This is a genomic window from Streptomyces sp. NPDC037389 (genome assembly GCF_040636475.1).
Classification (GTDB): domain Bacteria; phylum Actinomycetota; class Actinomycetes; order Streptomycetales; family Streptomycetaceae; genus Streptomyces; species Streptomyces hesseae.
Window position 1 is genome coordinate 525,475 of sequence record NZ_JBEZUS010000004.1, and the last position, 24,164, is coordinate 549,638.

General features: G+C 72.6%; 16 protein-coding genes and 1 tRNA gene. 14 read left to right on the forward strand and 3 right to left on the reverse strand.

Annotation, left to right across the window (positions count from 1 at the left end; translation table 11 throughout):
• The first annotated feature begins 114 nt into the window (after positions 1-114).
• Genes AB0E98_RS12060 through AB0E98_RS12070 form a run of 3 tightly spaced genes read left to right on the forward strand, consistent with a single transcriptional unit; the run spans position 115 to position 1,022 of the window.
• Entirely contained in the window at positions 115-315 is a 201-nt protein-coding gene (locus tag AB0E98_RS12060; protein ID WP_361701542.1) for a DUF4244 domain-containing protein, read from the forward strand.
• Positions 302-688: a TadE family type IV pilus minor pilin gene (locus AB0E98_RS12065; protein WP_361701445.1), complete on the forward strand. Its 387-nt coding sequence runs from the start codon at positions 302-304 to the stop codon at positions 686-688. Before AB0E98_RS12060 ends, AB0E98_RS12065 begins: the two co-directional genes overlap by 14 nt.
• Entirely contained in the window at positions 651-1,022 is a 372-nt protein-coding gene (locus AB0E98_RS12070; protein ID WP_361701446.1) for an Rv3654c family TadE-like protein, read from the forward strand. Before AB0E98_RS12065 ends, AB0E98_RS12070 begins: the two co-directional genes overlap by 38 nt.
• A gap of 122 nt (positions 1,023-1,144) precedes the next feature.
• On the opposite strand, the gene AB0E98_RS12075 is transcribed toward AB0E98_RS12070, so the two are convergent.
• Positions 1,145-3,646, reverse strand: a complete 2,502-nt coding sequence (locus AB0E98_RS12075; RefSeq protein ID WP_361701447.1) for a DEAD/DEAH box helicase — start codon at positions 3,644-3,646, stop codon at positions 1,145-1,147.
• 54 nt (positions 3,647-3,700) lie between these two features.
• On the opposite strand from AB0E98_RS12075, the gene bldG reads away from it, so the two are divergent.
• From bldG to AB0E98_RS12125, 10 genes are all read left to right on the forward strand, one after another.
• Positions 3,701-4,042, forward strand: coding sequence for an anti-sigma factor antagonist BldG (gene bldG, locus AB0E98_RS12080; protein WP_030367299.1), 342 nt, complete (start codon positions 3,701-3,703; stop codon positions 4,040-4,042).
• 191 nt (positions 4,043-4,233) lie between these two features.
• On the forward strand, positions 4,234-4,725 hold the full coding sequence (locus AB0E98_RS12085; RefSeq protein ID WP_361701449.1) for an ATP-binding protein: 492 nt from the start codon (positions 4,234-4,236) through the stop codon (positions 4,723-4,725).
• 375 nt (positions 4,726-5,100) lie between these two features.
• Positions 5,101-7,506: a sodium-translocating pyrophosphatase gene (locus AB0E98_RS12090; RefSeq protein ID WP_361701450.1), complete on the forward strand. Its 2,406-nt coding sequence runs from the start codon at positions 5,101-5,103 to the stop codon at positions 7,504-7,506.
• A 198-nt stretch (positions 7,507-7,704) separates the two neighbouring features.
• Positions 7,705-8,283 (forward strand): small secreted protein, encoded by a 579-nt coding sequence (locus AB0E98_RS12095; RefSeq protein ID WP_361701451.1) that lies wholly within the window; start codon positions 7,705-7,707, stop codon positions 8,281-8,283.
• Between the two features lie 121 nt (positions 8,284-8,404).
• On the forward strand, positions 8,405-9,931 hold the full coding sequence (locus AB0E98_RS12100) for a methyltransferase (protein ID WP_361701452.1): 1,527 nt from the start codon (positions 8,405-8,407) through the stop codon (positions 9,929-9,931).
• Positions 9,932-10,292: 361 nt separating this feature from the next.
• Complete coding sequence (gene topA / locus AB0E98_RS12105) at positions 10,293-13,148, forward strand: type I DNA topoisomerase (RefSeq protein ID WP_361701454.1); 2,856 nt, start codon at positions 10,293-10,295, stop codon at positions 13,146-13,148.
• A 181-nt stretch (positions 13,149-13,329) separates the two neighbouring features.
• On the forward strand, positions 13,330-16,713 hold the full coding sequence (tmk, locus tag AB0E98_RS12110) for a dTMP kinase (RefSeq protein ID WP_361701455.1): 3,384 nt from the start codon (positions 13,330-13,332) through the stop codon (positions 16,711-16,713).
• A 212-nt stretch (positions 16,714-16,925) separates the two neighbouring features.
• Entirely contained in the window at positions 16,926-18,149 is a 1,224-nt protein-coding gene (locus tag AB0E98_RS12115; protein WP_361701457.1) for a DNA polymerase III subunit delta', read from the forward strand.
• 358 nt (positions 18,150-18,507) lie between these two features.
• Positions 18,508-20,151 carry an alpha/beta hydrolase gene (locus tag AB0E98_RS12120; protein WP_361701459.1) on the forward strand — a complete coding sequence of 548 codons (1,644 nt, stop codon included), beginning with the start codon at positions 18,508-18,510 and terminating at the stop codon, positions 20,149-20,151.
• Between the two features lie 98 nt (positions 20,152-20,249).
• Positions 20,250-20,323: transfer RNA gene (locus tag AB0E98_RS12125), tRNA-Thr, on the forward strand.
• A 298-nt stretch (positions 20,324-20,621) separates the two neighbouring features.
• Here AB0E98_RS12125 and AB0E98_RS12130 read toward each other — a convergent pair.
• Positions 20,622-21,539 (reverse strand): protein-L-isoaspartate(D-aspartate) O-methyltransferase, encoded by a 918-nt coding sequence (locus tag AB0E98_RS12130; RefSeq protein WP_361701461.1) that lies wholly within the window; start codon positions 21,537-21,539, stop codon positions 20,622-20,624.
• Between the two features lie 205 nt (positions 21,540-21,744).
• Positions 21,745-22,920 (reverse strand): acyl-CoA dehydrogenase family protein, encoded by a 1,176-nt coding sequence (locus tag AB0E98_RS12135; RefSeq protein ID WP_361701463.1) that lies wholly within the window; start codon positions 22,918-22,920, stop codon positions 21,745-21,747.
• Between the two features lie 273 nt (positions 22,921-23,193).
• Here AB0E98_RS12135 and AB0E98_RS12140 point away from each other — a divergent pair, with 273 nt between their 5' ends.
• On the forward strand, positions 23,194-24,084 hold the full coding sequence (locus tag AB0E98_RS12140) for an NAD(P)-binding domain-containing protein (protein ID WP_361701465.1): 891 nt from the start codon (positions 23,194-23,196) through the stop codon (positions 24,082-24,084).
• Positions 24,085-24,164 lie beyond the last annotated feature (80 nt).

Sequence of the window (24,164 nt, forward strand, 5' to 3'; positions counted from 1 at the left end):
AAAACAAGCACGTGAAGAAACACGTGAAGAAAAAGGAAAGTGACGGTGCGACGGATGAGGCCGCGCACCGCGCACATCACAAGAGATGGGGGATCGGTCATGGCAGTGGTGGCGATGAAGACCACGTCGTGGTGGGCGGCGCGCCGGGCCTGGGTGAGGGGTGCCGGTGAGGCCGGGATGACGACGGCGGAGTACGCGGTGGGCACGCTCGCGGCGTGCGCGCTGGCGGCTGTTTTGTACAAGGTGGTCACGAGTGGGGCCGTCAGCTCGGCCCTTCAGCAACTGATCGTGAAGGCGCTCCATGCGACCTTCTGACGGGGCGTCCGGGGCATCCGAGGCGTCCGGGGCGCGGTCCGACGGAGGCTATGTGACGGCCGAGGCCGCGGTGGCGCTGCCGGTGCTGGTGTTGTTCGCCTTGGCCCTGCTCTGGGGGCTGATGGCCGCGTCCGCGCAGATCCAGTGCGTGGACGCGGCCCGGGCGGGGGCGCGGGCGGCGGCCCGGCAGGACCCGCCTCCGGCGGCCGTCGCCGCGGCCCGGTCCGCCGCTCCGCGCGGGGCCCGGATCGGGCTGACACGGGAGGGCGATCTCGTCCGGGTGCGGGTCGAGGCCCGGGCCGCCGGGCCGGGGCCGCTGGCGGTACGGCTGAGCGGTGAGGCGGTGGCCCTTGCGGAGGAGACGGTGGGATGACGGAGGTCTGGCCTCGGTGTGGGTGGCGGCCGTCGCGATGGCGTCCTGTGTGGTCTTCGCGGCGCTGCTGGCCATGGGGCAGGTGGTGATCGCTCGTCATCGTGCGGGCGGGGCGGCGGACCTGGCGGCGCTCGCCGCCGCCGACCACGCCCTCCAAGGGGAGTCGGTGGCCTGTGGCCTCGCCCGGAAGGTCGCCTCGGCGCAGGGCGTGAGAGTGGTGCGCTGTGGGGTGAGGGGCGAGTTCGCGGAAGTGGCGGCGGAGGCCCGGGCCGGGCCGTACGCACTGAGGGTTCGGGCCCGCGCCGGGCCGCCGGAGGCGGCGTACGCGCCGTGACGCCTCTCCGTACGTAGCCCGTGACGCCGCCCGGTCCGTTCTCCCGCCCAGCCCGCTGCCTGGCCCCGCTGCCTGGCCCCGCTGCCTCCCGGGCCGCACCGCCTCCCGCCTCGTCCCGGCGCTCAGTCCGTCTCCGTCGGGCCCTCCGAGTCCTTCAGGGCTTTCGGGGCCGTCGGGGCCTCCGAGTCCTCCGGGGCGGCGGAGAGGAGGCGGGTGAGGAGGCGGATGGCGGCCTTCTTGTCCAGTGGGTCGTTGCCGTTCCCGCATTTGGGGGACTGGATGCAGGAGGGGCACCCGGCGGCGCACTCGCAGGCCGCGATGGCCTCGCGGGTGGCGCCGAGCCAGCGGGCGGCGGTGTGGAAGGCGCGCTCGGCGAAGCCGGCGCCGCCGGGGTGGCCGTCGTAGACGAAGACGGTCGGCAGGAGGGTGTCGGGGTGGAGGGGGACGGAGACGCCCCCGATGTCCCAGCGGTCGCATGTGGCGAAGAGGGGGAGCATGCCGATGGAAGCGTGTTCGGCGGCGTGGAGGGCGCCGCCGAGGGCCTCGGGGGAGATCCGGGCGTCGTCGAGCTGGTCCTCGGTGACGGTCCACCACACGGCGCGGGTGCGCAGGGTGCGGGGCGGCAGGTCCAGCTTGGTCTCGCCCATGACCTCGCCGGTGATGAGTCTGCGACGGAGGAAGGAGACGACCTGGTTGGTGACCTCGACGGAGCCGAAGCACAGCCGCGCGTCCCCCCAGGGGACCTCGGTGGTGGTCTCCAGGATGGAGACGGCCGTGGTGTCGCGGGCCGTCGTGGAGTAGGGCGGGTCGGCCTGTTCCACCAGGGCGACGGAGTCGTCCAGGTCGAGGTGGCGCACGAGGTAGCTGCGGCCCTGGTGGAGGTGGACGGCGCCCTCGTGGACGGTGGTGTGGGAGGCGGACCGGTCCACGGTGCCCAGCAGCCGTCCCGTGCCCTCCTCGACGACCTGGACGGGGCGGCCGCCCCCGCCCCGGATGTCGGTGAGGTCGGCGGCGCGCTCGCGGCGGGTCCAGTGCCAGGCGGTGCCCCGGTGGCGGAGGAGCTTGCGGGCCTCCAGCTGGGAGATCACGGCCATGGCCGCGGGTCCGAAGAGCGACAGGTCGGACTCGGTCAGGGGCAGCTCCTCGGCGGCCGCGCACAGGTGGGGCGCGAGGACGTAGGGGTTGTCCGGGTCGAGGACGGTGGACTCCACGGGCTGCTGGAAGAGGGCCTCGGGGTGGTGGACGAGGTAGGTGTCCAGCGGGTCGTCGCGGGCGATCAGGACGGCGAGCGCGCCCCGGCCGGTGCGGCCCGCGCGGCCGGCCTGCTGCCACAGGGAGGCGCGGGTGCCGGGGTAGCCGGAGAGGAGGACGGCGTCGAGGCCGGCGACGTCGACGCCCAGTTCCAGGGCGGAGGTGGCGGCGAGGCCCAGCAGCTCGCCGGTGTGGAGGGAGCGCTCGATGGCGCGGCGCTCCTCGGGGAGGTAGCCGCCGCGGTAGGCGGCGACGCGGGAGGGGAGGGAACGGTCCACGGCGGCGAGCCGCTCCTGGGCGATGAGGGCCACCAGCTCGGCGCCGCGCCGGGAGCGGACGAAGGCGACGGTGCGCACGCCCTGGACGGCGAGGTCGGTGAGGAGGTCGGCGGTCTCGGCGGTGGCGGTGCGGCGGACGGGGGCGCCCCGCTCGCCGTGGAGCTCGGTGAGCGGGGGCTCCCAGAGGGCGAAGACCAGTTCGCCGCGCGGGGAGGCGTCCTCGGTGACCTCCGCGACCGGCAGGCCGGTGAGCCGGCCGGCGGCGGGGCCGGGCTCGGAGGCCGTGGCGGAGGCGAGGAGGAAGACGGGATCGGAGCCGTAGCGGGCGCACAGGCGGCGCAGCCGGCGGAGCACCTGGGCGACGTGGGAGCCGAAGACGCCCCGGTAGGCGTGGCACTCGTCGATGACGACATAGCGCAGGGTGCGCAGGAAGGAGGCCCATCGGGGGTGGGCGGGCAGGATCGAGCGGTGGAGCATGTCCGGGTTGGTCAGCGCGTAATTGGCGTACTGACGCACCCACTCGCGTTCCTCGAAGGGGGTGTCCCCGTCGTAGACGGCGGGCCGGACGCCCTTGCCGAGGGGGCCGGCGAGGGCGCGTACGGCGCGGCGCTGGTCGGCGGCGAGGGCCTTGGTGGGGGCGAGGTAGAGGGCGGTCGCGCCACGCCCGTTGGGGGCCTCGGAGCCGTCCAGCAGGGCGCTGAGGACGGGGGCCAGATAGGCGAGGGACTTGCCCGAGGCGGTGCCGGTGGCCACCACGGCCGACTCGCCGCGCAGCGCGTGCTCGGCGACGCGCGCCTGGTGGGCCCAGGGCCGTTCGATACCGGCGGCCCGAATGGCGTCGATCACTTCCGGCCGGATCTTCTCGGGCCAGGGGGCATGACGTCCGGGACGAGGGGGCAAGTGCTCCGTATGAGTGATGCGTGCAGACCGGCCCGGCCCGGCGGCGAGTCGGTCGAGGACTGTCCGGGGAGCGGGGTGCACGCCCGCCTCCGGCGGGAGTTGATCGTTGGCCATCGACACCGAGTGTGTCACCGGCTTGACGGACAATGGCGCCAAGGCGTCGTGCGCGCCTGCCGGTAAGTGATTGAATGCCATCGCGGCTGCCGATCCATGGGGGGCGACCGCTCGATGCAAGGTGCTGGAGGATCCGTGGACCTGTCCCTGTCGACCGAGACCGTAGGCGACCGTACGGTTGTCCGGGTCGGTGGCGAGATTGATGTGTACACCGCGCCCAAGCTGCGTGAGCAGCTGGTCGAGCTTGTCAACGACGGCAGCTATCACCTCGTCGTGGACATGGAAGGCGTCGACTTCCTCGACTCCACCGGGCTCGGCGTCCTGGTCGGCGGGCTGAAGCGCGTGCGTGCCCACGAGGGTTCGCTGCGGCTGGTCTGCAACCAGGAGCGCATCCTGAAGATTTTCCGTATCACCGGCCTGACCAAGGTGTTCCCGATCCACACCTCGGTCGAGGACGCGGTGCAGGCGACCGACTGACGGCCGGGTGGCGGTCGGTCGGCGCCGGTTGGCGGCCGCCCGCCCGTCGTACGGCCGTGGCGCCACACGCGTACAGCCGCACAGCCACATAGCCGCGCCGGGGGTGACGGGCTCACGGGCCCGGCCCCTCCGCGAGTTCGCCCTGTGTTCCGGCAGTGGGGACGAGGGCACGTACCACCGAGGGGGATGGCATGGCCACCGTCGAACTGCTCTTCAGCGCCCTTCCCGAGCATGTCCGCACGGCCAGGCTCGTGGCGGCCGCGGTGGCGCGCCGGGCAGGGGTGGACGAGGCCGTGCTGGACGAGGTCCGCCTCGCCGTCGGCGAGGCGTGCTCACGCGCCGTGAGCCTCCACCGGAGCCATGAGATCGACGGCCCGGTGAAGGTGGTGCTCACGGAGGACGAGAAGAAGTTCTCCATCGAGGTCGCCGACGATGCCCCCCACCCAGGTGTCATGGCCGCGACGGCCGCTGCCGCGTCCGGTTCCGCAGCCCCCGCCGGTTCCCCGGCGTCCCCCGCTTCCACGGCCCCCGCCACGCCGGACGACAGCGGTGCCGACAGCGAGGACGACATGGGGCTCGCCGTGATCAGCGGCCTGGTCGACGACGTCGAGGTGACGGCGAGCGAGACGGGCGGCCTGATCCGGATGAGCTGGCCGACGACATCGTCGTCCGTGACGCCGTAGTCCGGTAGCCGCTTCGCGCTGTAGCGCGGGCCTGACGCCGGTCGTAACCGTGCGTCGCCGGCTGGGGTGGGAACGCCGCCCATGTCCCCATTTTCGCGCCCTCGCGCTATGCCGGTTCTTCACCGGCCGGTCGATGAATGATCGATTCTCCGGAGATCCTCCGGAAAACAATTCTTGATCTTCACCATTCCACCCGGTGGGCTCCGTACGGGCTCCGCATGGGCTCGGTTCGCGAGAAGTCTCATTCCGTTTGCCGCGCTCTGTTTTGATCTCGCCATGCTCCCTACAATCCGTCCATCTTGAGCTCAGGACGCCTGAGCGTGGCGGCTGGACGAATGGCCGCACGCCCATGTGCCAAACGTCTAAGGAGGACGAATGGCGGGGCCTTTCACCCCTGAACAGGTGGACTTCACTCAACGACTCGCCGTCGAGCTCACCGACGGCAATCGAAACCTCGTCACGGTGATCGCGGTGGTGGCGGTCGCGGCGCTCGTGGTGGCCGTGGTGCTGGTGCGTCAGGTGCTGGCGGCCGGTGAGGGAACCGACAGCATGAAGAGAATCGCCGCGGCGGTGCAGGAGGGCGCGAACGCCTATCTCGCCCGGCAGTTGCGCACCCTCGGCGTCTTCGCCGTGATCGTGTTCTTTCTGCTGATGCTGCTGCCGGCCGACAACTGGTCGCAGCGCATGGGACGTTCCCTGTTCTTCCTGGTCGGTGCCGTGTTCTCGGCGGCCACCGGCTATATCGGCATGTGGCTCGCGGTGCGCAGCAATGTGCGGGTGGCGGCCGCCGCGCGGGAGGCGACCCCTGCGAAGGGCGAGCCGGAGAAGGACCTGACGGCCGTTGCCCACCGGGCCATGAAGATCGCGTTCCGTACGGGCGGCGTCGTCGGCATGTGCACGGTCGGCCTCGGTCTGCTGGGCGCGTCCTGCGTGGTGCTGGTCTACGCGGCCGACGCGCCCAAGGTGCTGGAGGGCTTCGGCTTCGGGGCGGCGCTGCTGGCCATGTTCATGAGGGTCGGCGGCGGCATCTTCACCAAGGCCGCCGATGTGGGCGCCGACCTGGTCGGCAAGGTCGAGCAGGGCATCCCCGAGGACGACCCCCGCAACGCGGCCACCATCGCCGACAACGTCGGCGACAACGTCGGCGACTGCGCGGGCATGGCGGCCGACCTCTTCGAGTCGTACGCCGTGACGCTCGTCGCCGCGCTGATCCTCGGCAAGGCGGCCTTCGGCGACTCGGGCCTGGCCTTCCCGCTGCTCGTGCCCGCCATCGGCGTGGTCACGGCGATGATCGGCATCTTCGCGGTGGCGCCGCGCCGCAGTGACCGGAGCGGGATGAGCGCGATCAACCGGGGCTTCTTCATCTCGGCCGTCATCTCGCTGGTGCTGGTGGCGGTGGCCGTGTTCGTCTATCTGCCCTCCAGTTACGCGGATTTGAAGGGAGTCGGCGACGCCGCCATCCAGGGGCACGGCGGCGACCCGCGCTTCCTCGCCCTGGTGGCCGTGGCCATCGGCATCGTCCTCGCGGCCCTGATCCAGCAGCTCACGGGCTACTTCACCGAGACCGCCCGGCGCCCCGTGCGGGACATCGGCAAGACGTCCCTGACCGGCCCGGCGACCGTCGTCCTCGCGGGGATCTCCGTCGGTCTGGAGTCCGCGGTCTACTCGGCCGTGCTGATCGCGCTCGGGGTGTACGGGGCGTTCCTGCTCGGCGGCACCTCGATCATGCTGGCCCTGTTCGCGGTGGCCCTCGCCGGCACCGGGCTGCTCACGACCGTCGGCGTCATCGTGGCGATGGACACCTTCGGGCCGGTCTCCGACAACGCGCAGGGCATCGCCGAGATGTCCGGTGACGTCGAGGGCGCGGGCGCGCGGGTGCTCACCGACCTGGACGCGGTGGGCAACACCACCAAGGCGATCACCAAGGGCATCGCGATCGCGACGGCCGTCCTCGCCGCGTCCGCGCTGTTCGGCTCGTACCGCGACGCGATCGCGACGGCCGTGACGGACGTGCACGCCAAGGCGGGGGAGCTGGGGCTGAGCCTGGACATCTCGCAGCCCAACAACCTGGTCGGGCTGGTCCTCGGCGCGGCCGTCGTCTTCCTCTTCTCGGGGCTCGCGATCAACGCGGTGTCGCGGTCGGCGGGCGCGGTGGTCTACGAGGTGCGGCGGCAGTTCCGCGAGCATCCCGGGATCATGGACTACAGCGAGAAGCCGGAGTACGGGCGCGTGGTGGACATCTGCACCAAGGACGCGCTGCGCGAGCTGGCCACCCCCGGTCTGCTCGCGGTGCTGGCCCCCATCGCCGTCGGCTTCTCGCTGGGCGTCGGGGCGCTCGGTTCGTACCTGGCCGGGGCCATCGGCACCGGGACCCTGATGGCCGTCTTCCTCGCCAACTCCGGTGGCGCCTGGGACAACGCCAAGAAGCTCGTCGAGGACGGGCATCACGGCGGCAAGGGCAGCGAGGCGCACGCGGCGACGGTCATCGGCGACACGGTCGGCGACCCGTTCAAGGACACCGCCGGTCCCGCGATCAACCCGCTGCTGAAGGTGATGAATCTGGTGGCGCTGCTCATCGCGCCGGCGGTGGTGAAGTTCAGTTACGGTGCCGACGCCAACAAGGGGCTGAGAATCGCCGTGGCGGCACTGGCCGTTGTCGTCATCGTGGGCGCGGTCTACGTCTCCAAGCGGCGCGGCGTCGCCGTGGACGGGGGCGACGGCGCGGAGCGGGCGGCGTCGTCGGCGGACCCGGCGGTGGTGGCTCCGTCCCCCCGGCTCTGACGGCGTCTCAGCCGGAGCGGTACCCCGTACGGAAATGAGCGGAGCACACCGTCCGCACCCCCGCCCAGGTGCGGCGAACGCCACGCCAAGCTTGGTGCAAATGGCTTTAAAAGGGTGCATACGGTGTGCTCGGCTCCCGGCCCTTCGCGAGCGGACGTGTAAGTTCCCGGGCCGAGAGCCATCGAAGGGACCAATCCGGTGAACAAGAAGCTTGTGGCCGCACTGTCCGGCGGGGCGGCACTCGTCCTGACGCTGACAGGCTGTGGCGGCGACGACAGCGGCAACAAGAAGAAGCTGGATGACTGGGCCAAGCAGGTCTGCGACCAGATGCAGCCTCAGGTGAAGAAGATCACCGACGCCAACGCCTCCATCGCGACCGTCCAGAACGAGCAGGACTCCAAGAAGATCCAGCAGACCGACTCCGCAGCCTTCCAGGCCAACGTCGATGCGTACAAGGCGCTCGCCACCTCCGTCCAGAACGCGGGCGCGCCGCCCGTCAAGGACGGCGAGAGCAGCGAGAAGAACGCGGTCAAGGCGCTCAACGACCTATCCGGGGCGTACGCCGAGCTGAAGAAGCGGGTGGACGCGCTGGACACCGGCGACAGGTCCAAGTTCGGCGACGGCCTCAAGGTCATCGCGGGCGACATCGCCAAGCTCAGCGGCCGGAGCGACGACGCGCTCAAGAAGCTCCAGTCCGGCGACGTCGGCAAGGCGATGTCGAGGACGTCGGCCTGCCAGAAGCCGGTGGGCTCCCCGCCGCAGAGCAAGAAGCCGTAGCGAACCGGAAGCAGACCAGGAAGGCACAGCCGGCGGCCGGGAAGGCGCCGCGGCCCCGGTGCGCCCCGTTCGGCGCGCCGGGCCTTCGTCGTTCCCCGGCGCCGCCCCCGACAATGGTCCCGTGAGTACGCCCCGCCTTCCCGACGCCGATCCCACGCGCACCGCACGCCTGCGCGAATCCCTGCTGGCCGCCGCCTTCACCGCCGACGGCCTCCTCGACCTGCTCGGCGCCCCCGCCTACGCCGCCCTCGCCCGCAGCGAGACCGTTCCCGCCCTGCGCGCCACTCGCGGGGACGGCCCGCTGGAGACGCTGACCCGGCTCTTCCTGCTCCAGTGCCCCGTCGCGTACGGCCGGGTCGCCGCCGCGCTGCCCGTGGCCGACTGCCTCGCCGACGGCTGGCTCGTCCGGGACGGCGACGAGGTACGGGCCACCGTCGACGTCCGCCCGTACGGCGGGCCCGACGGCCAGGACTGGTGGATCGTCTCCGACCTCGGCTGCGCCGTCGGCGGCGCCGGCGGGATCGCCGGGGGCGGTGGCCCGGCCGGGGTGGACCGCTCGGAGCTCGTCCTCGGCGTCGGCGGGGCCTCCACCACGCTCGCCGGGATCACGGTCCGCACGCCCGTGGGCAGCGCCCTCGACCTCGGCACCGGCTCCGGCATCCAGGCGCTGCACGCCGCCCAGCATGCGACCAAGATCACGGCCACGGACCTCAACCCGCGCGCGCTCCACATCGCACGGCTCACCCTCGCGCTGTCCGGCGCGCCGGAGGCCGATCTGCGCCAGGGCTCGCTGTTCGAGCCGGTCGCGGGGGAGACCTTCGACCTGATCGTCTCCAACCCGCCCTTCGTGATCTCGCCCGGCGCCCGGCTGACCTACCGCGACGGCGGCATGGGCGGCGACGACCTGTGCCGCACGCTCGTCCGGCGTTCGGCCGACCGGCTCAACGACGGGGGCCACTGCCAGCTGCTGGCCAACTGGCAGCACGTCGAGGGCGAGGACTGGCGCGAGCGGCTGTCCTCCTGGGTGCCGCGCGGCTGCGACGCGTGGATCGTCCAGCGCGAGGTCCAGGACGTCGCGCAGTACGCCGAGCTGTGGCTGCGCGACGCCGGTGACCACCGCACCGCGCCCGAGGAGTACGCGGCCCGCTACGACGCCTGGCTGGCGGAGTTCGAGGCACGGAAGACCAAGGGCGTCGGATTTGGCTGGATCACGTTGCGCAAAACAGGCAGCGACCGCCCGTCGGTGATCGCGGAGGAGTGGCCGCACCCGGTCGAGCAGCCGCTCGGCCCGTCCGTAACGGCTCATTTCGAGCGACAGGACTTCCTCCGGACGCATGACGACGCGGCGCTGCTCGCGGCCCGTTTCACGCTGGCCGACGAGGTCGTCCAGGAGCAGGTCGGGCTGCCGGGCGCGGAGGACCCCGAGCACGTCGTGCTGCGGCAGAACCGGGGGATGCGCCGGGCCACCAAGGTGGACACGGTCGGGGCGGGCTTCGCGGGCGTCTGCGACGGGACGCTCCCCGCGGGCCGGATTCTCGACGCCATCGCGCAGCTCGTCGGGGAGGACGCGGTGTCCCTCCGCGACCGTACCCCGGACGCCATCCGCACCCTCGTCGAGCAGGGCTTTCTCTCGCCGGCCGGCGACTGACGGCCCTCCGCCGGCCCCTCGCCGCCGCCTTGCCCCCACACCGGTCCGGGCCCCGGGAAGCCGTCGTCCGACTCATGGGAAGGGCGGACGGAGGGGTCGTGTTCGCGTCATGTTTCCGCCGCCCGTCCCGTCCGCCCGGCAGGGCCGGTGCGGCGGGCGGCGGCCGTGGGGCCGATGGGGCCTTCCTGACAGTGGTGTGACGGTCCGGGCGGCAGACAGGACGCTTGTCGGGTTACCGTTCGAGTGGCGTTGCGGGCTTTTTCCGTTTGACACGGGGGCGGGATGTACCGTCACACTCCGCAGCGTCACGCAACGCCCAGACCGAAACACCCACCGAGTGTCGACCGGAAGAAGAGCGAAGTTGTCCCCGACCAGCGAGACCGCACAGGGCGGCCGCCGACTCGTCATCGTCGAGTCGCCTGCCAAGGCGAAGACGATCAAGGGCTACCTCGGCCCCGGATACGTCGTCGAGGCGAGCGTCGGGCACATCCGTGACCTCCCGAACGGGGCCGCCGAGGTCCCGGCGAAGTACAAGGGTGAGCCCTGGGCCCGGCTCGGCGTCAACGTGGACAAGGACTTCCAGCCGATCTACGTCGTCAACGCCGACAAGAAGGATCAGGTCAAGAAGCTCAAGGGCCTGCTGGCCGAGTCCGACGAGCTCTTCCTCGCCACCGATGAGGACCGCGAGGGCGAGGCCATCGCCTGGCACCTCCAGGAAGTCCTCAAGCCCAAGGTCCCGGTCCGCCGGATGGTCTTCCACGAGATCACCAAGGACGCCATCCAGGCCGCCGTCGCCAATCCGCGCGAGCTGAACAAGAAGCTCGTCGACGCCCAGGAGACCCGCCGCATCCTCGACCGCCTCTACGGCTACGAGGTCTCGCCGGTCCTCTGGAAGAAGGTCATGCCGCGGCTGTCCGCCGGCCGGGTGCAGTCCGTGGCCACCAGGCTGGTCGTCGAGCGGGAGCGGGAGCGCATCGCCTTCCGGTCCGCCGAGTACTGGGACCTCACCGGCACCTTCGGCACCGGTCGTCCCGGCGACAACAGCGACCCCTCGACCGTGATCGCCCGGCTGTCCTCGGTCGACGGCCGTCGCGTCGCCCAGGGCCGTGACTTCGGGTCGAACGGGCAGCTCAAGGACCGCTCCCAGGTCCTCCACCTGGACGAGGCGACCGCCCGCGGGCTGGCCGCCGCCCTCGCCGACGCCGCCTTCGCGGTGCGCTCGGTCGAGTCCAAGCCGTACCGCCGCTCCCCGTACGCGCCGTTCCGCACCACCACGCTCCAGCAGGAGGCCTCGCGCAAGCTGGGCTTCGGTGCCAAGGCGACCATGCAGGTGGCGCAGAAGCTGTACGAGAACGGCTTCATCACCTATATGCGTACGGACTCCACCACGCTCTCGGACACGGCGGTCAACGCCGCCCGGGCGCAGGTGACCCAGCTCTACGGCGCCGACTACCTGCCGGAGAAGCCGCGCACGTACGCCGGGAAGGTCAAGAACGCCCAGGAGGCGCACGAGGCGATCCGTCCTTCGGGTGATCGTTTCCGCACCCCCGCCGAGACCGGTCTGAGCGGCGACCAGTTCCGGCTCTACGAGCTGATCTGGAAGCGGACCGTCGCCTCCCAGATGAAGGACGCGACCGGCAACTCCGTCACCGTGAAGATCGGCGGCCGGGCGAGCGACGGCCGGGACGCCGAGTTCTCCGCGTCCGGCAAGACCATCACCTTCCACGGCTTCATGAAGGCCTACGTCGAGGGCGCCGACGACCCGAACGCCGAGCTCGACGACCGCGAGCGCCGGCTGCCGCAGGTCGCCGAGGGCGACGTGCTGTCGGCCGAGGAGATCACCGCCGACGGCCACGCCACCAAGCCCCCGGCCCGCTACACCGAGGCCTCGCTGGTCAAGGAGCTCGAGGAGCGGGAGATCGGCCGCCCGTCGACCTACGCGTCGATCATCGGCACGATCCTCGACCGCGGCTACGTCTTCAAGAAGGGCACGGCGCTCGTGCCGTCCTTCCTGAGCTTCGCCGTGGTCAACCTGCTGGAGAAGCACTTCGGCCGGCTTGTCGACTACGACTTCACCGCCTCCATGGAGGAGGACCTCGACCGCATCGCCCGCGGCGAGGCCCAGGCCGTGCCGTGGCTGCGCCGGTTCTACTTCGGCGAGGGCCCGGAGGGCGGCGCCGCCGACGCCGGCAACGGCGACGGCGACCACCTCGGCGGTCTGAAGGAGCTCGTCACCGACCTGGGCGCGATCGACGCCCGTGAGGTGTCCTCCTTCCCCGTCGGCAACGACATCGTGCTGCGCGTGGGCCGCTACGGCCCGTACGTGGAGCGCGGCGAGAAGGACTCCGAGGGCCACCAGCGCGCCGACGTCGCGGCCGACCTGGCCCCGGACGAGCTGACCGTCGAGTACGCGGAGGAGCTGCTCGCCAAGCCGAGCGGCGACTTCGAGCTGGGCGCCGACCCGGGCACCGGCCACCAGATCGTCGCCCGCGACGGCCGCTACGGCCCGTACGTCACCGAGGTGCTCCCCGAGGGCACCCCGAAGACCGGGAAGAACGCCGTCAAGCCGCGTACCGCGTCGCTCTTCAAGTCGATGTCCCTCGACACGGTGACGCTGGACGACGCGCTCCGGCTGATGTCCCTCCCCCGGGTGGTCGGCAAGGACGCCGAGGGCGTGGAGATCACCGCGCAGAACGGCCGCTACGGCCCGTACCTGAAGAAGGGCACGGACTCGCGCTCCCTGGAGACCGAGGACCAGATCTTCAACATCACGCTGGACGAGTCCCTGGCGATCTACGCGCAGCCCAAGCAGCGCGGCCGCGCCGCGGCCAAGCCGCCGCTGAAGGAGCTGGGCACCGACCCGGTCAGCGAGCGTCCCGTCGTGGTCAAGGACGGCCGCTTCGGCCCGTACGTCACCGACGGCGAGACCAACGCGACGCTGCGCCGTGACGACGACGTCGAGACGATCACCCCGGAGCGCGGCTACGAGCTGCTCGCGGAGAAGCGCGCCAAGGGGCCGGCCAAGAAGACGGCGAAGAAGGCGCCCGCGAAGAAGACCGCCGCCACGGCCAAGAAGGCCCCGGCGAAGAAGACCGCGGCCAAGAAGACGACGGCCGCGAAGAAGACCACGGCGACGAAGAAGACCGCCGCGGCGAAGAAGACGACGGCCAAGAAGACGACGGCCGCGACGGCGGCCGCGACGGCCGACGCCGAGTAGGCCGGACGGGCTGCCCCTGTCGGGGGCGGCCCGGTCCGTACCGGTCGGGGGCTGGTCCGTACCGGTCGGGGCGGCCTGGTCCGTACCCGGCCTCGGTGGGTGGCGCCGGACCCGGACGTAAGTTCGTATATACGTTCGTATTGACAGTCGGCATCCGGACAACTCCGGATAGGCTGGCAGGATGACGCGAGCCGACCAGCCACCTTTGGAGAGCCCCGTATCCGGAGCACTGGCCGCGGACTCCCGCGAGCGTGCCGTACGGGCCCTGCTGCGCTTCCGTCCGCTGCGGCGGCTGTGGAGCGCCCAGTCCGCCGGGGCCGTCGGCGACGGCCTCGCCGTTTTCGTCCTCCTGCTGCTGGCCCTCCAGGCCGCGGTCGAGGCGGGGTCCTTCGGCGGTGGCTACCGCGGCGCCGCCTTGGCGATCGCCGCCGTGATCGGCGCGCGGCTGCTGGGCACCCTCCTCCTCGGCGCGGTCCTGCTGGACCCGCTGTCCTCCCTCTTCGCTCCGGCCGGCCGGCTCGACCGCCGCTGGACGATGATCGGCGCGGACGGGCTGCGGTTCGCGCTGCTCGCCGTCGCGCCCCTGTGGGCCGACTGGACCGGGCACCAGGCCGTCGTCTGGCTGCTGGTCACGGCCTTCGCCGTCGGCGGCGCCGAACGCGTCTGGACGATCGCCAAGGACGGCGCCGTCCCCGCCCTGCTGCCCGCCCCGCCGCCCGAGGGTGGCGCGGTGCGCCCGCTGCCGGACCACCAGGACGCGCTGCGGCGGCTGTCGCTGCGCACGACCTACCTCGCGCTGCCCGTCGCGGCGGCCGCGCTCCTCGTCATCACCCTGATCGGCAATCTGCTCGGCTCGGGCATCGACTGGTTCCACCTCCACCAGGCGGCCCTCGGCTCGTTCCTCGCGGCCGGGCTCTTCGCGACGTCCGGCGCGGTGCTCCACCAGCTGACGCTGCCCGCGCTGCCCGAGGGCGTGAAGGCCCCCCGCGCGCACTCTCCGCTGGAGGGCCTGCGCCGCCCCAAGACCGCCCACGGCGCCGCCGACAAGGGGCGCACGGGCGCGATCCCGGTGCTCGTCCTGTCCTGCGCGGCCATCGCGGGCGCGGTCGCCGCGGCCGTCGGCGTCGCCGCGCTCCAGGCGGCCGACCTCGGTGGCGGCCCCGTCGGCTTCGCACTGCTGGCCCTCGCGCTCACCGGCGGCCCGGTCCTGGGCATCCGCGGCGCCCGGAAGGTGCTGCCCGGCTTCTCCCGCCGCCGGCTGCTCGCGCTGGCGCTCGCCCTGACGGGCGCCGCGCTGCTCGCCGCCGGGCTGGTGCCCGACACGACGACCGTGCTGCTGCTCGTCCTGCTGGCGGGCTGCTCCGCCGGCGTCGTCGCCAACACCGGGCACTCCCTCCTCGATCAGGAGACCGAGGAGGCCCGCCGGGCCCTCAACACCGAGCACCTCCACGCGGTCGTCCGCCTCACCGTCGCCCTGGGCGCGGTCGTGGCACCCGTCCTCGCCGCCGTCATCGGGCCGCACCGGCTCGTGTCCGGCTCCTTCGTCTTCGCGCACGGCGGGGCGGCGTTCACGCTGATGCTCGTCGGCGCGCTGCTGCTGCCCGTGGGCGCGCTCGTGCTGGGCCGGACCGACGACCGGCACGGGGTGCCCTTCCACCGCGACCTGCTGGACGTGGTGCGCGGCGGCGACCCCGCCGAGGGCACCGCCCCCGCCGGCTTCTTCATCGCCTTCGAGGGCGGCGACGGCGCCGGGAAGTCCACCCAGGTGCGGGCGATCGCCGAGTGGATCCGCGCCAAGGGCCACGAGGTCGTCGTCACCCGCGAGCCGGGCGCCACGCCCATCGGCAAGCGGCTGCGCGCGATCCTGCTGGACGTCGCGTCGGCCGGCCTCTCCGACCGCGCCGAGGCGCTGCTCTACGCGGCCGACCGCGCCGAGCACGTCGCCTCCGTCGTACGGCCCGCCCTGGAGCGCGGCGCGGTCGTCATCACCGACCGCTACATCGACTCGTCCGTCGCCTACCAGGGCGCCGGGCGCGACCTCTCGCCGACCGAGATCGCCCGCATCTCGCGCTGGGCCACGGACGGGCTCGTCCCGAACATGACGGTGCTGCTCGACGTCTCGCCCGAGACCGCGCGCGAGCGCTTCACGGAGGCGCCGGACCGGCTGGAGTCCGAGCCGGCGGAGTTCCACCAGCGCGTCCGGACCGGGTTCCTGACCCTGGCCGCGGCCGACCCGGCGCGGTACCTCGTGGTGGACGCGGGGCAGGAGCCCACGGCCGTCACCGAGGTCGTCCGCCACCGGCTCGACCAGATGCTGCCGCTGTCCGCCGCCGAGATCGAGGCCCGCGAGGCCGCGCGCGCGGCCGCCCTGGAGGCGGCGCGCCAGGCGGCCGAGGAGGAGGCCCGCCGCAAGGCGGAGCGGGAGGCGGCGGAGGCCGCCGCACGTGAGGCGGAGGCCGCCGCCCGCAGGGCGGAGGAGGAGCGCCGCCGGGTCGAGGAGGAGCGCCGTAAGGCGGAGGAGGCGCGGCTGGAGCGCGAGCGTCAGGAGCGGTTGCGCGCCGAGGAGGAGCGCGCCCGGCGCGAGGCCGAGGAGGCCGCGCGCCGTGAGGAGGAGCGCCGCGCCCGCGAGGCCGAGGAAGCCCGTCAGCGCGCGGAGGAGGAGCGCGTCCGCCGCGAGGCGGAGGAGCGCGCCCGCGCCGCCGAGCAGGAACGCCTGCGCGAGCAGGCCGCCGAGGAGGCCCGGCTGCGTGCCGAGGCCGAGGAACGGCGCCTGGAGAAGCAGCGCAGGGCAGAGGAGGCCCTGCTGAAGGCCGAGCAGGCCCGGGTGGCGGCGGAAGCCGCGACGGCGGGGGCGGCGGAGGCGGCGGGGGCCGCCGAGGCGGCTGGTGCGGCGAAGCCCGGTGGGGGTGCGGGTTCCGGTGCCGCTGCCGCGGGCGCCGCCGGTGGCGACGCCGACGAGGCGCCCACCGTGCCGCAGCCTTCGCTGCGGAAGCCGGAGGCGGACACCGGTGACAGCGGCGATCGTGGTTCCGTGCGTCCGCCCGTCGTGGGGACCGTTGCCTTCCGCAAGGACGCCAAGGACGCCAAGGACGCCAAGGACGCCGGCGACGCGCCGACCGTCGAGACGCCCCGGCCCCCGGCCGGCTCCGACGATCAGACGGCCGTGCTACCGCCCGTCGTCGCGCCGATGCCGCCGACCCCGCGGGTCACCTGGGGCGTCGAGCCGCAGGACGCCCCCCGTGGCCAGGGCTCGGAGTCGGAGGAGACGGCCGTGCTGCCGAAGCCGCCCGCGCGGCCTACGCGGTCGGAGCGGCCGGAGCGGCCGGAGAACCCGGTGGACCGCGTCCCCGACTGGCTCTTCCGCAAGGACGACGAGGCCGCTCCGGAGGTCGAGCGCACGCGTGAGCTGCCGCGGGTCGACGACGCGGAGGCCGAGGGTGCCGATGGGTCCGGCCGCCCCTTGCGGAAGGCGCGGCGCCATCGCCCCGAGTGGGCGGACGACGCCCCCACGCTGGCGGACGACCTGCTCGGCAAGCGCGACGCCGGCAAGGACGAGCAGAGCTGAGCGCTCTGCTGCAACCCTGGTCCGGTCACCTGCGGGCCGGTGGGGGCTGGTCGCGCAGTTCCCCGCGCCCCTTACGGGGCGCGCCCACGCGGCGGTAGCCGCATGTCGACACTGCCCCGCGCCCCTTGCGGGGCCCCTTACGGGGGCGGACCTGTCAGTGCCGTGGCCCACAATGGGAAGCCGCAGGACCGACGGCGCGCGGAGGAACAACCATGGCGGTGTGGGACGACCTGGTCGGCCAGGACCGGGTGATCGAGCAGCTCTCCGCTGCCGCGTGGGACGCGGACGCGCTGGTCACGGTCGCCGGGACGGATCCCTCGGCGGTCCCGGAGGCGGCGGCCGCATCCCGGATGACGCACGCGTGGCTGTTCACTGGGCCGCCCGGCTCCGGCCGGGCCACCGCCGCCCGTGCCTTCGCCGCCGCGCTCCAGTGCGTCAGCCCCGACCGCGCGACGGGCGGCGCCCCCGGCTGCGGCTTCTGCGAGGGCTGCCACACCGCCCTCGTCGGGACGCACGCGGACGTGGAGATCGTCCGTACGGACCTGCTGTCCATCGGCGTCAAGGAGACCCGTGAACTGGTCCGCCGGGCCCAGCTGTCGCCCGCCGGCGGCCGCTGGCAGGTGATCGTCCTGGAGGACGCGGACAGGCTCACCGAAGGCGCGGGCAACGTGCTGCTCAAGGCCGTGGAGGAGCCCGCCCCCCGCACGGTCTGGCTGCTGTGCGCGCCGTCCCTGGAGGACGTGCTGCCGACGATCCGCTCCCGCTGCCGGTCCCTGACGCTGCGCACGCCCCCCACGGCGGCGGTGGCCGACATCCTCGTCCGCCGGGACGGGATCGAGCCGGAGCTCGCGGTCCGCTCGGCCCGCGCCACCCAGGGGCACATCGGCCGGGCCCGTCGCCTGGCCATGGACGAGCGCGCCCGGGCCCGCCGCGCGGCCGTGCTGAAGATGCCGCTGCGCGTGGCCGACATGGGCGGCTGCCTCAAGGCGGCCCAGGAGCTGATCGACGCCGCCGCCGAGGACGCCAAGCAGGTCGCCGAGGAGGTCGACACCAAGGAGACCGAGGAGCTGCGGGCCGCGCTCGGCGCGGCCGCGGGCACGGGCGGCCGGCTGCCGCGTGGCACCGCCGGCGCCATGAAGGAGCTCCAGGACCGCCAGAAGCGACGCGCGACCCGCACCCAGCGCGACAGCCTCGACCTGGCCCTCACCGACCTGACCGGCTTCTACCGCGACGTGCTCGCGATACAGCTCGGCTCGCGCGTCGAGCTCGCCAACGACGACGCGCGGGACGCCCTGGAGCGCATCGCGCGCGGCTCCCGGCCGGAGGCGACGCTGCGCCGCATCGAGGCGATCAGCGCCTGCCGGCAGGCGCTCGACCGGAATGTGGCGCCGCTGCTCGCCGTCGAGGCCATGGCGGTCGCGCTGCGCGCCGGCTGACCGCCCGCTGTCGTACGGGGTGTCGTACCGGGTGTCGTGCCAGGTGTCGTCCGGGCGCGGTCCGTCCGGGTGACAGGGACCGTGACAGGGGCGGTGACAGGGGCCTCGTCCGGGTGACGGGGGGAACGGGTGAGCTGGGCCGGGGAGGGTGAGTAGTACGAGGAATGCCGGGCACACCGCAGGTTGGGTGATTCCTCACTCGTATGAGGACTAGTGGGCCGTAAGGCTGGCCAAGTCGGGTATCCGTCCGGATACGCTCCGTATGCCCGCGTGGTCCTGTGCATGTCGCATGTCCGTATGTCCTATGGATGTCCGAATGCCGTACGCCCACCTGTCTCCCACACCGAGGGGCCAGCCGATGGACACCAGTCGCCTGTTCCGCACCTCCGGCACGCTCGCCGCGACCGCGGCCCTGCTGATCTCCGCCGCCGTCTCGGGGACCGTGGTGCCGGGCGCGGCGGCGGCCAGACCGCGGCAGGTGGGCGACCCCGGCTCCTTCGCCTCCCTCCTCCCGCCCGAGGCGGCCGAGGCGGCCGACGAACAGGCGGCGCCCCCGGAGCTGGCCCCGCTGCCCGTCGCCATGCCGCCCGTCCTCCGGCCGTACTACGACCAGCGGCTCGCCTGGCACTCCTGCGGCGGCAAGCGCGCGGACTTCGAGTGCGCCACGCTGCGCGCCCCGCTCGACTACGACGCCCCCCGCTCCCACGAGGACGTGAAGCTCGCCGTCTCCCGGAAGAAGGCCACGGGCCCCGGCAAGCGCCTCGGCGCCCTGATGGTCAACCCCGGCGGCCCGGGCGGCTCGGCGATCGGCTTCCTCCAGGAGTACGCGGCCTCCGGCTACCCGGCCGCCGTCCGCGCCCAGTACGACATGGTCGCGATGGACCCGCGCGGCGTCGCCGCCAGCCAGCCCGTCACCTGCCTCTCCGACAAGGAGATGGACGCCTACGCCCAGGTCGACACCACCCCGGACGACCCCGCCGAGGTCCGCGAACTGGTGGCGTCGTTCAAGAAGTTCGCCCAGGGCTGCGCCGCCCGTTCGGGCAAGCTGCTGGGCCATGTCTCGACCGTCGAGGCGGCCCGCGACATGGACGTCCTCCGCGCGGTCCTCGGCGACGACAAGCTGCACTACGTCGGCGCCTCGTACGGCACCTTCCTCGGCGCCACCTACGCGGGGCTCTTCCCCTCCCGCGTCGGCCGGCTCGTCCTCGACGGCGCCATGGACCCCAGCCTCGACGCCCGCCGGATCAACCGCGACCAGACGGCGGGCTTCCAGACGGCCCTGGCCTCCTTCGCGGCGGACTGCGCCCAGCACGAGGACTGTCCGCTGGAGGGCGGCCGCCCCGATGTCGCGGGCGTCCGCCTCAAGCAGTTCTTCGACCGGCTCGACCAGCACCCGCTGGCCACCGGCACCTCCCGCCGGCTCACCGAGAGCCTGGCCACCACGGGTGTGATCTCCGCCATGTACGACGAGACCACCTGGCCCATCCTCCGCAAGGCCCTCCACAACGCCCAGACCGGCGACGGCGCCCTGCTGCTGCGCCTCTCGGACCTCTACTACGAGCGCGACCAGCGCGGTCACTACACCAATCTGATGCCCGCCAACTCGGCGGTGAACTGCCTCGACCTCCCGCCCGCCTTCCGCGGCCCGGCCGCCGTCCGCCGCGCCGTCCCGGACTTCGAGAAGGCCTCCCCAGCCCTCGGCGCCAGCTTCGCCTGGTCCGCCCTGAGCTGCGCTTATTGGCCCGTCCGGGCCACCGGCGGCCCCCACCGCATCCCGGCCCGGGGCGCCGCCCCCATCCTCGTCGTCGGCACCACCCGCGACCCGGCGACGCCCTACCCCTGGGCCCGCGCTCTCGCCTCCCAGCTCTCCTCCGGCCGTTTGCTCACCTACGACGGCGACGGCCACACCGCCTACACCCGGGGCAGCCGCTGCGTGGACGGCGCGATCAACGACTACCTCCTCACGGGCACCCCGCCGCCCGCCTCCCGCAAGTGCTCCTGACCTGCGAGGTCCTCGCGCGAAGAACCGTGTACGGAGCACCCCTGGGAACCCTGTAGACTTAGGCGCGCTGCACACGCCACCCTGTGGGTACGCAGCTTGCCGCCTTAGCTCAGTTGGCCAGAGCAACGCACTCGTAATGCGTAGGTCTCGGGTTCGAATCCCGAAGGCGGCTCCGCCGAAGCCCAGGTCACCTAGTCCGTGATCTGGGCTTCTTCTTTTGCCGAGACTCGGCGGCGCCGGAACTCAATGATCTTTGCGCCTTCCTGCGTGCCCATCGCGTGCCCATCGCGTGCCCGTCGGTGCTTGCGGCTGCCTCAGCTGCTTGCCCCGGTACGACCTGCACCGGCACCTCGGCCTGAGCGCTCCGGACGCTGCAAAGCCTGATAGGTAGGCGGCATCACGAGTGCATGCCGGGGCCCCGGTCGTCCGCTTGTGCTGCGGACGACCGGGCCCCTGCTGTGCGTCCTGCTCTACAGTTTGGCCTTCCACGGTCCTCGGGCGAGGTACGTCGAGCCGTCGGGCTTGATGTAGACCTTGGCCCCTCGTACCGGTAGTTCACCGTTGGTGAGCCAATAGGCCCGGATCTCGTCGAGGGTGTCCCACAGGCGGCGCGGGCCGCCCTGGTGGACCCTGGGGGGCTCGTCGGCGCGAGCGGTCGCCCGTGCCCATGATCCATCGGCGTGCGCCATGACGGCGACGCGCTGCTCGTCGTCCTCGCTGTACTCGTGCTCGATTCCGGGCGCCACGATGTCAAGCATCGAAGCGAGGTCCCAAGCTTCGGTCACGTGCACGACTGGATAGCGACCGGTGCCGACCTCGTCGCCGTCATGCTCGCGGGCGAGGGCGAGCAAGGCGGCGAGACGTGGCGGATAGCCGGCGCCGTGGCGGGCGTGCATGAAGCCGGCGCGATCCCATTCGACACGCCCTGTTGCCCCGCCCTCCTCGTCCTTCTCGGCAGTGATCAGAAGCGACGTGCCGGCGATCGTCGTCAGCAGCCGGCCGCCGGAGGTCAGCACGGCGAGCCAGCTCGCGGGGATCGGCCGGACGGAGACAGTGGCGACGATTCGGTCGAACGCGCCGGGCAGGTCGCCGGTGGCATCCACGCTCATGACCGTGGGGTGCAGCCCCATCTCGCCGAGGCGCGCTCGCGCGGCGTCGACGAGGTACGGGTCCACATCCATGCTCGTGACCTGCTTGTCCCCGAGGCGGCGGCAGGCGAGAGCGTCGGCGTAGCCGGGGCCGGTGCCGATGTGCCCGAGGGCGTCGCCGTCGCCGATCCGGGCGTGCTGGAACATGCTGACGTTCAGGCTCGGCAGGGTCGAGGATGACGTCGGCAGGCCGATGGGGCGGTCTTCGCCGGTCGCGTAGTCGGCGTGCAAGCCACCCACACGGGTCACGATGGTCTTGTCGCTGTATGAGGCCTCGAGCCATCGCGCTTCATCAGACGGCCCGTCCCGAAGCGTCCAGCCGTCGGGACTGCGCTCCCACCACCGTGGTGCGAGCAGATGCCGGGGTGTCTGCGCCACGGGAGCGCGCCACCGTGACGCGCGGTGGGTGACGCGTTCGGCGAGTGCCGCGGCGCGTGGTCCGATGTCAGAGGATGTCCGTGCCCGGGTCGAGGCCCAGCAGGACGCGGCCCTGGACCTCCATGTTCACGTTGATCTGGGCCAGGGCGTGGAGCGTGAAGCCCAGGATGTCGCGGTGGAAGCGCTGGAAGGGGACGTCGCGCTTGATCACCGAGGCGCCGCTCGCGGTCTGGAGGAGCTCGACGGCCTCCTTGGCGAGCTGGCCCGCGAAGGCGGTGCGGCCGCGGACGATCGCGCGCTCCTCGAGGGTCGGGTCCTCGCCCGCGTCGGCCCGGTGCTGGAGGAGCTCCAGCCACTTCGACGAGAGCGCCTCCGCCGCGTCGATCTTGTTGGCGGCCGTGGCCACCTGGATCTGGGTGAGCGGGTGCTGCTTCTGGTCGGTCCAGGAGGTGTAGGTGATGCCGCGGCCCGGCAGGCGGTCGAGGAAGAGCTCGTAGGCGCCGCGGGCCACGCCGATCGCCATCAGGGCGTAGGCGGACATGATGAACGGGACGACGCCGTACTCGCGGCCCTTCGCGGTGCTGTTCCAGCGGTCGGCGACGCCGGTGGTCATGATGTCGCCGTAGGAGGCCACGCGGTGCGCCGGGACGAAGACGTCCTTCGCCGTGGTGGTGGCGCTGCCGGTGCCGCTGCCGGAGGTGACGTCCCAGTCGTCGGTGATGGACAGCTCGGACATCGGCACGAGGACGAGGAACTCCTCGGTGGTGCCGTCGGGGTGCTCCAGCATGGCGGCGAGGCCGTCCCAGTCGGCGCCGTGGCAGCCGGTGTTGTAGTTCCAGCGGCCGTTGAGGAGGTAGCCGCCCTCGGTGGGGACGAGGGTGCCCGTGGGGGCGAAGCCGATGGAGACGCGGACCGAGCCGTTCGCGAAGACCTCCTCCTGCGCCTTGTCCGGGTAGAAGGCGGCCATCCGGGCGCCGGTCAGCCAGACGGTCATGGCCCAGCCGGTGGACGGGCAGGCCCTGGCGATCTCGGAGACGATCGCGCCCTGGTCGGCGATGCCGAGGTCGAGGCCGCCGAAGCGGGCCGGTACGGCCATGCGGAAGACGCCGGCCTTCTCCAGGAGCTCGAGGTTCTGCTCGGGCACCCGGCGCTTCTCCTCGGCCTCCAGGCCGTTCGCCCGGAGCACGGGGCGGGCCTGCTTCATCGCGGCGAGCAAGGCGGTGAGTTCCGAATTCGTGACCATGAATGTTCCTCCGGCAATTGGTGTTTCGTGCCTTCGAGGTTTGCAGCAGCCTGGCCATTTTTCGCCCACCGGGTCAACCGGAAGGGCATTCGCCGGTAATTCCGCGACGATGAACGCCCGTTGGTCGAGGGATGATCGGTGGAGGATCGAGCGCGGGCCGAAGACGGTGCTTACCTGGTGGTAAGTACACACTTTCAAGTGGGTACTTCCCTGGTGACGGCCCGTGAGTGAATCTGAGTGGGCAATGAATTTCGTCCTTGGATAGGAGCTGTGATGGCGGGCAACGACAACGCACCGGTGACGGTCATCGGTCTGGGGCTGATGGGGCAGGCGCTGGCCGGGGCCTTCCTGAAGGCCGGGCACCCGACGACCGTGTGGAACCGCTCCGCGGAGAAGGCCCAGGAGCTCGTGGGCCGGGGTGCCGTGCTCGCGGCCTCGCCGGCCGAGGCCGTGGCCGCCTCCGAGCTGGTCGTCGTGTGCGTCTCGGACTACGACGTGATGCACTCGGTCCTCGACCCGCTGGGCTCCGCGCTCTCCGGGAAGGCCCTGGTCAACCTGACCTCCGGCTCCTCGGAGCAGGCCCGGGAGAAGGCCGGCTGGGCAGCCGGTCACGGCGCGAGCTACCTGGACGGCGCCATCATGACCGTCCCCGCCCTCATCGGCGGCGCCGAGACCGTGCTCTTCTACAGCGGCCCGGCCGACGTCTTCGCCGCCCACGAGACCACCCTCAAGGTCCTCGGCGGCAACACCACCCACCTGGGCGCGGACCACGCGCTGGCCGCGCTCTACGACGTGTCGCTGCTCGGCGTCATGTGGGGCACCCTCAACAGCTTCCTCCACGGTGTCGCGCTGCTGGACACCGTCGGTGTGAAGGCGAGCGAGTTCCTGCCCTGGGCGACCGCCTGGGTCGACGCGGTGAAGGGCTTCGCCACGGACTACGCGGGCCAGATCGACGCGGGCGACGGCAAGTTCCCCGCCAACGACGCCACCATGGAGGTCCACGCCGGCGCTCTCGAGCACCTGGTGCACGAGAGCGAGGCGCAGGGCATCAACCCCGAACTGCCCCTCTTCGTCCAGGGCCTGATGGCGCGTACGATCGCCGCCGGTCACGGCAAGAACAGCTACGCCAGCATGGTCAAGGTCTTCCAGCAGCCCAAGGCGTAAGGCCGCCCAGCCTCCGGGGGCCCGCCCCCGTCCCCCGGTGAGAAGGGCCCGGATCCGCGCACGCGGGTCCGGGCCCCTTC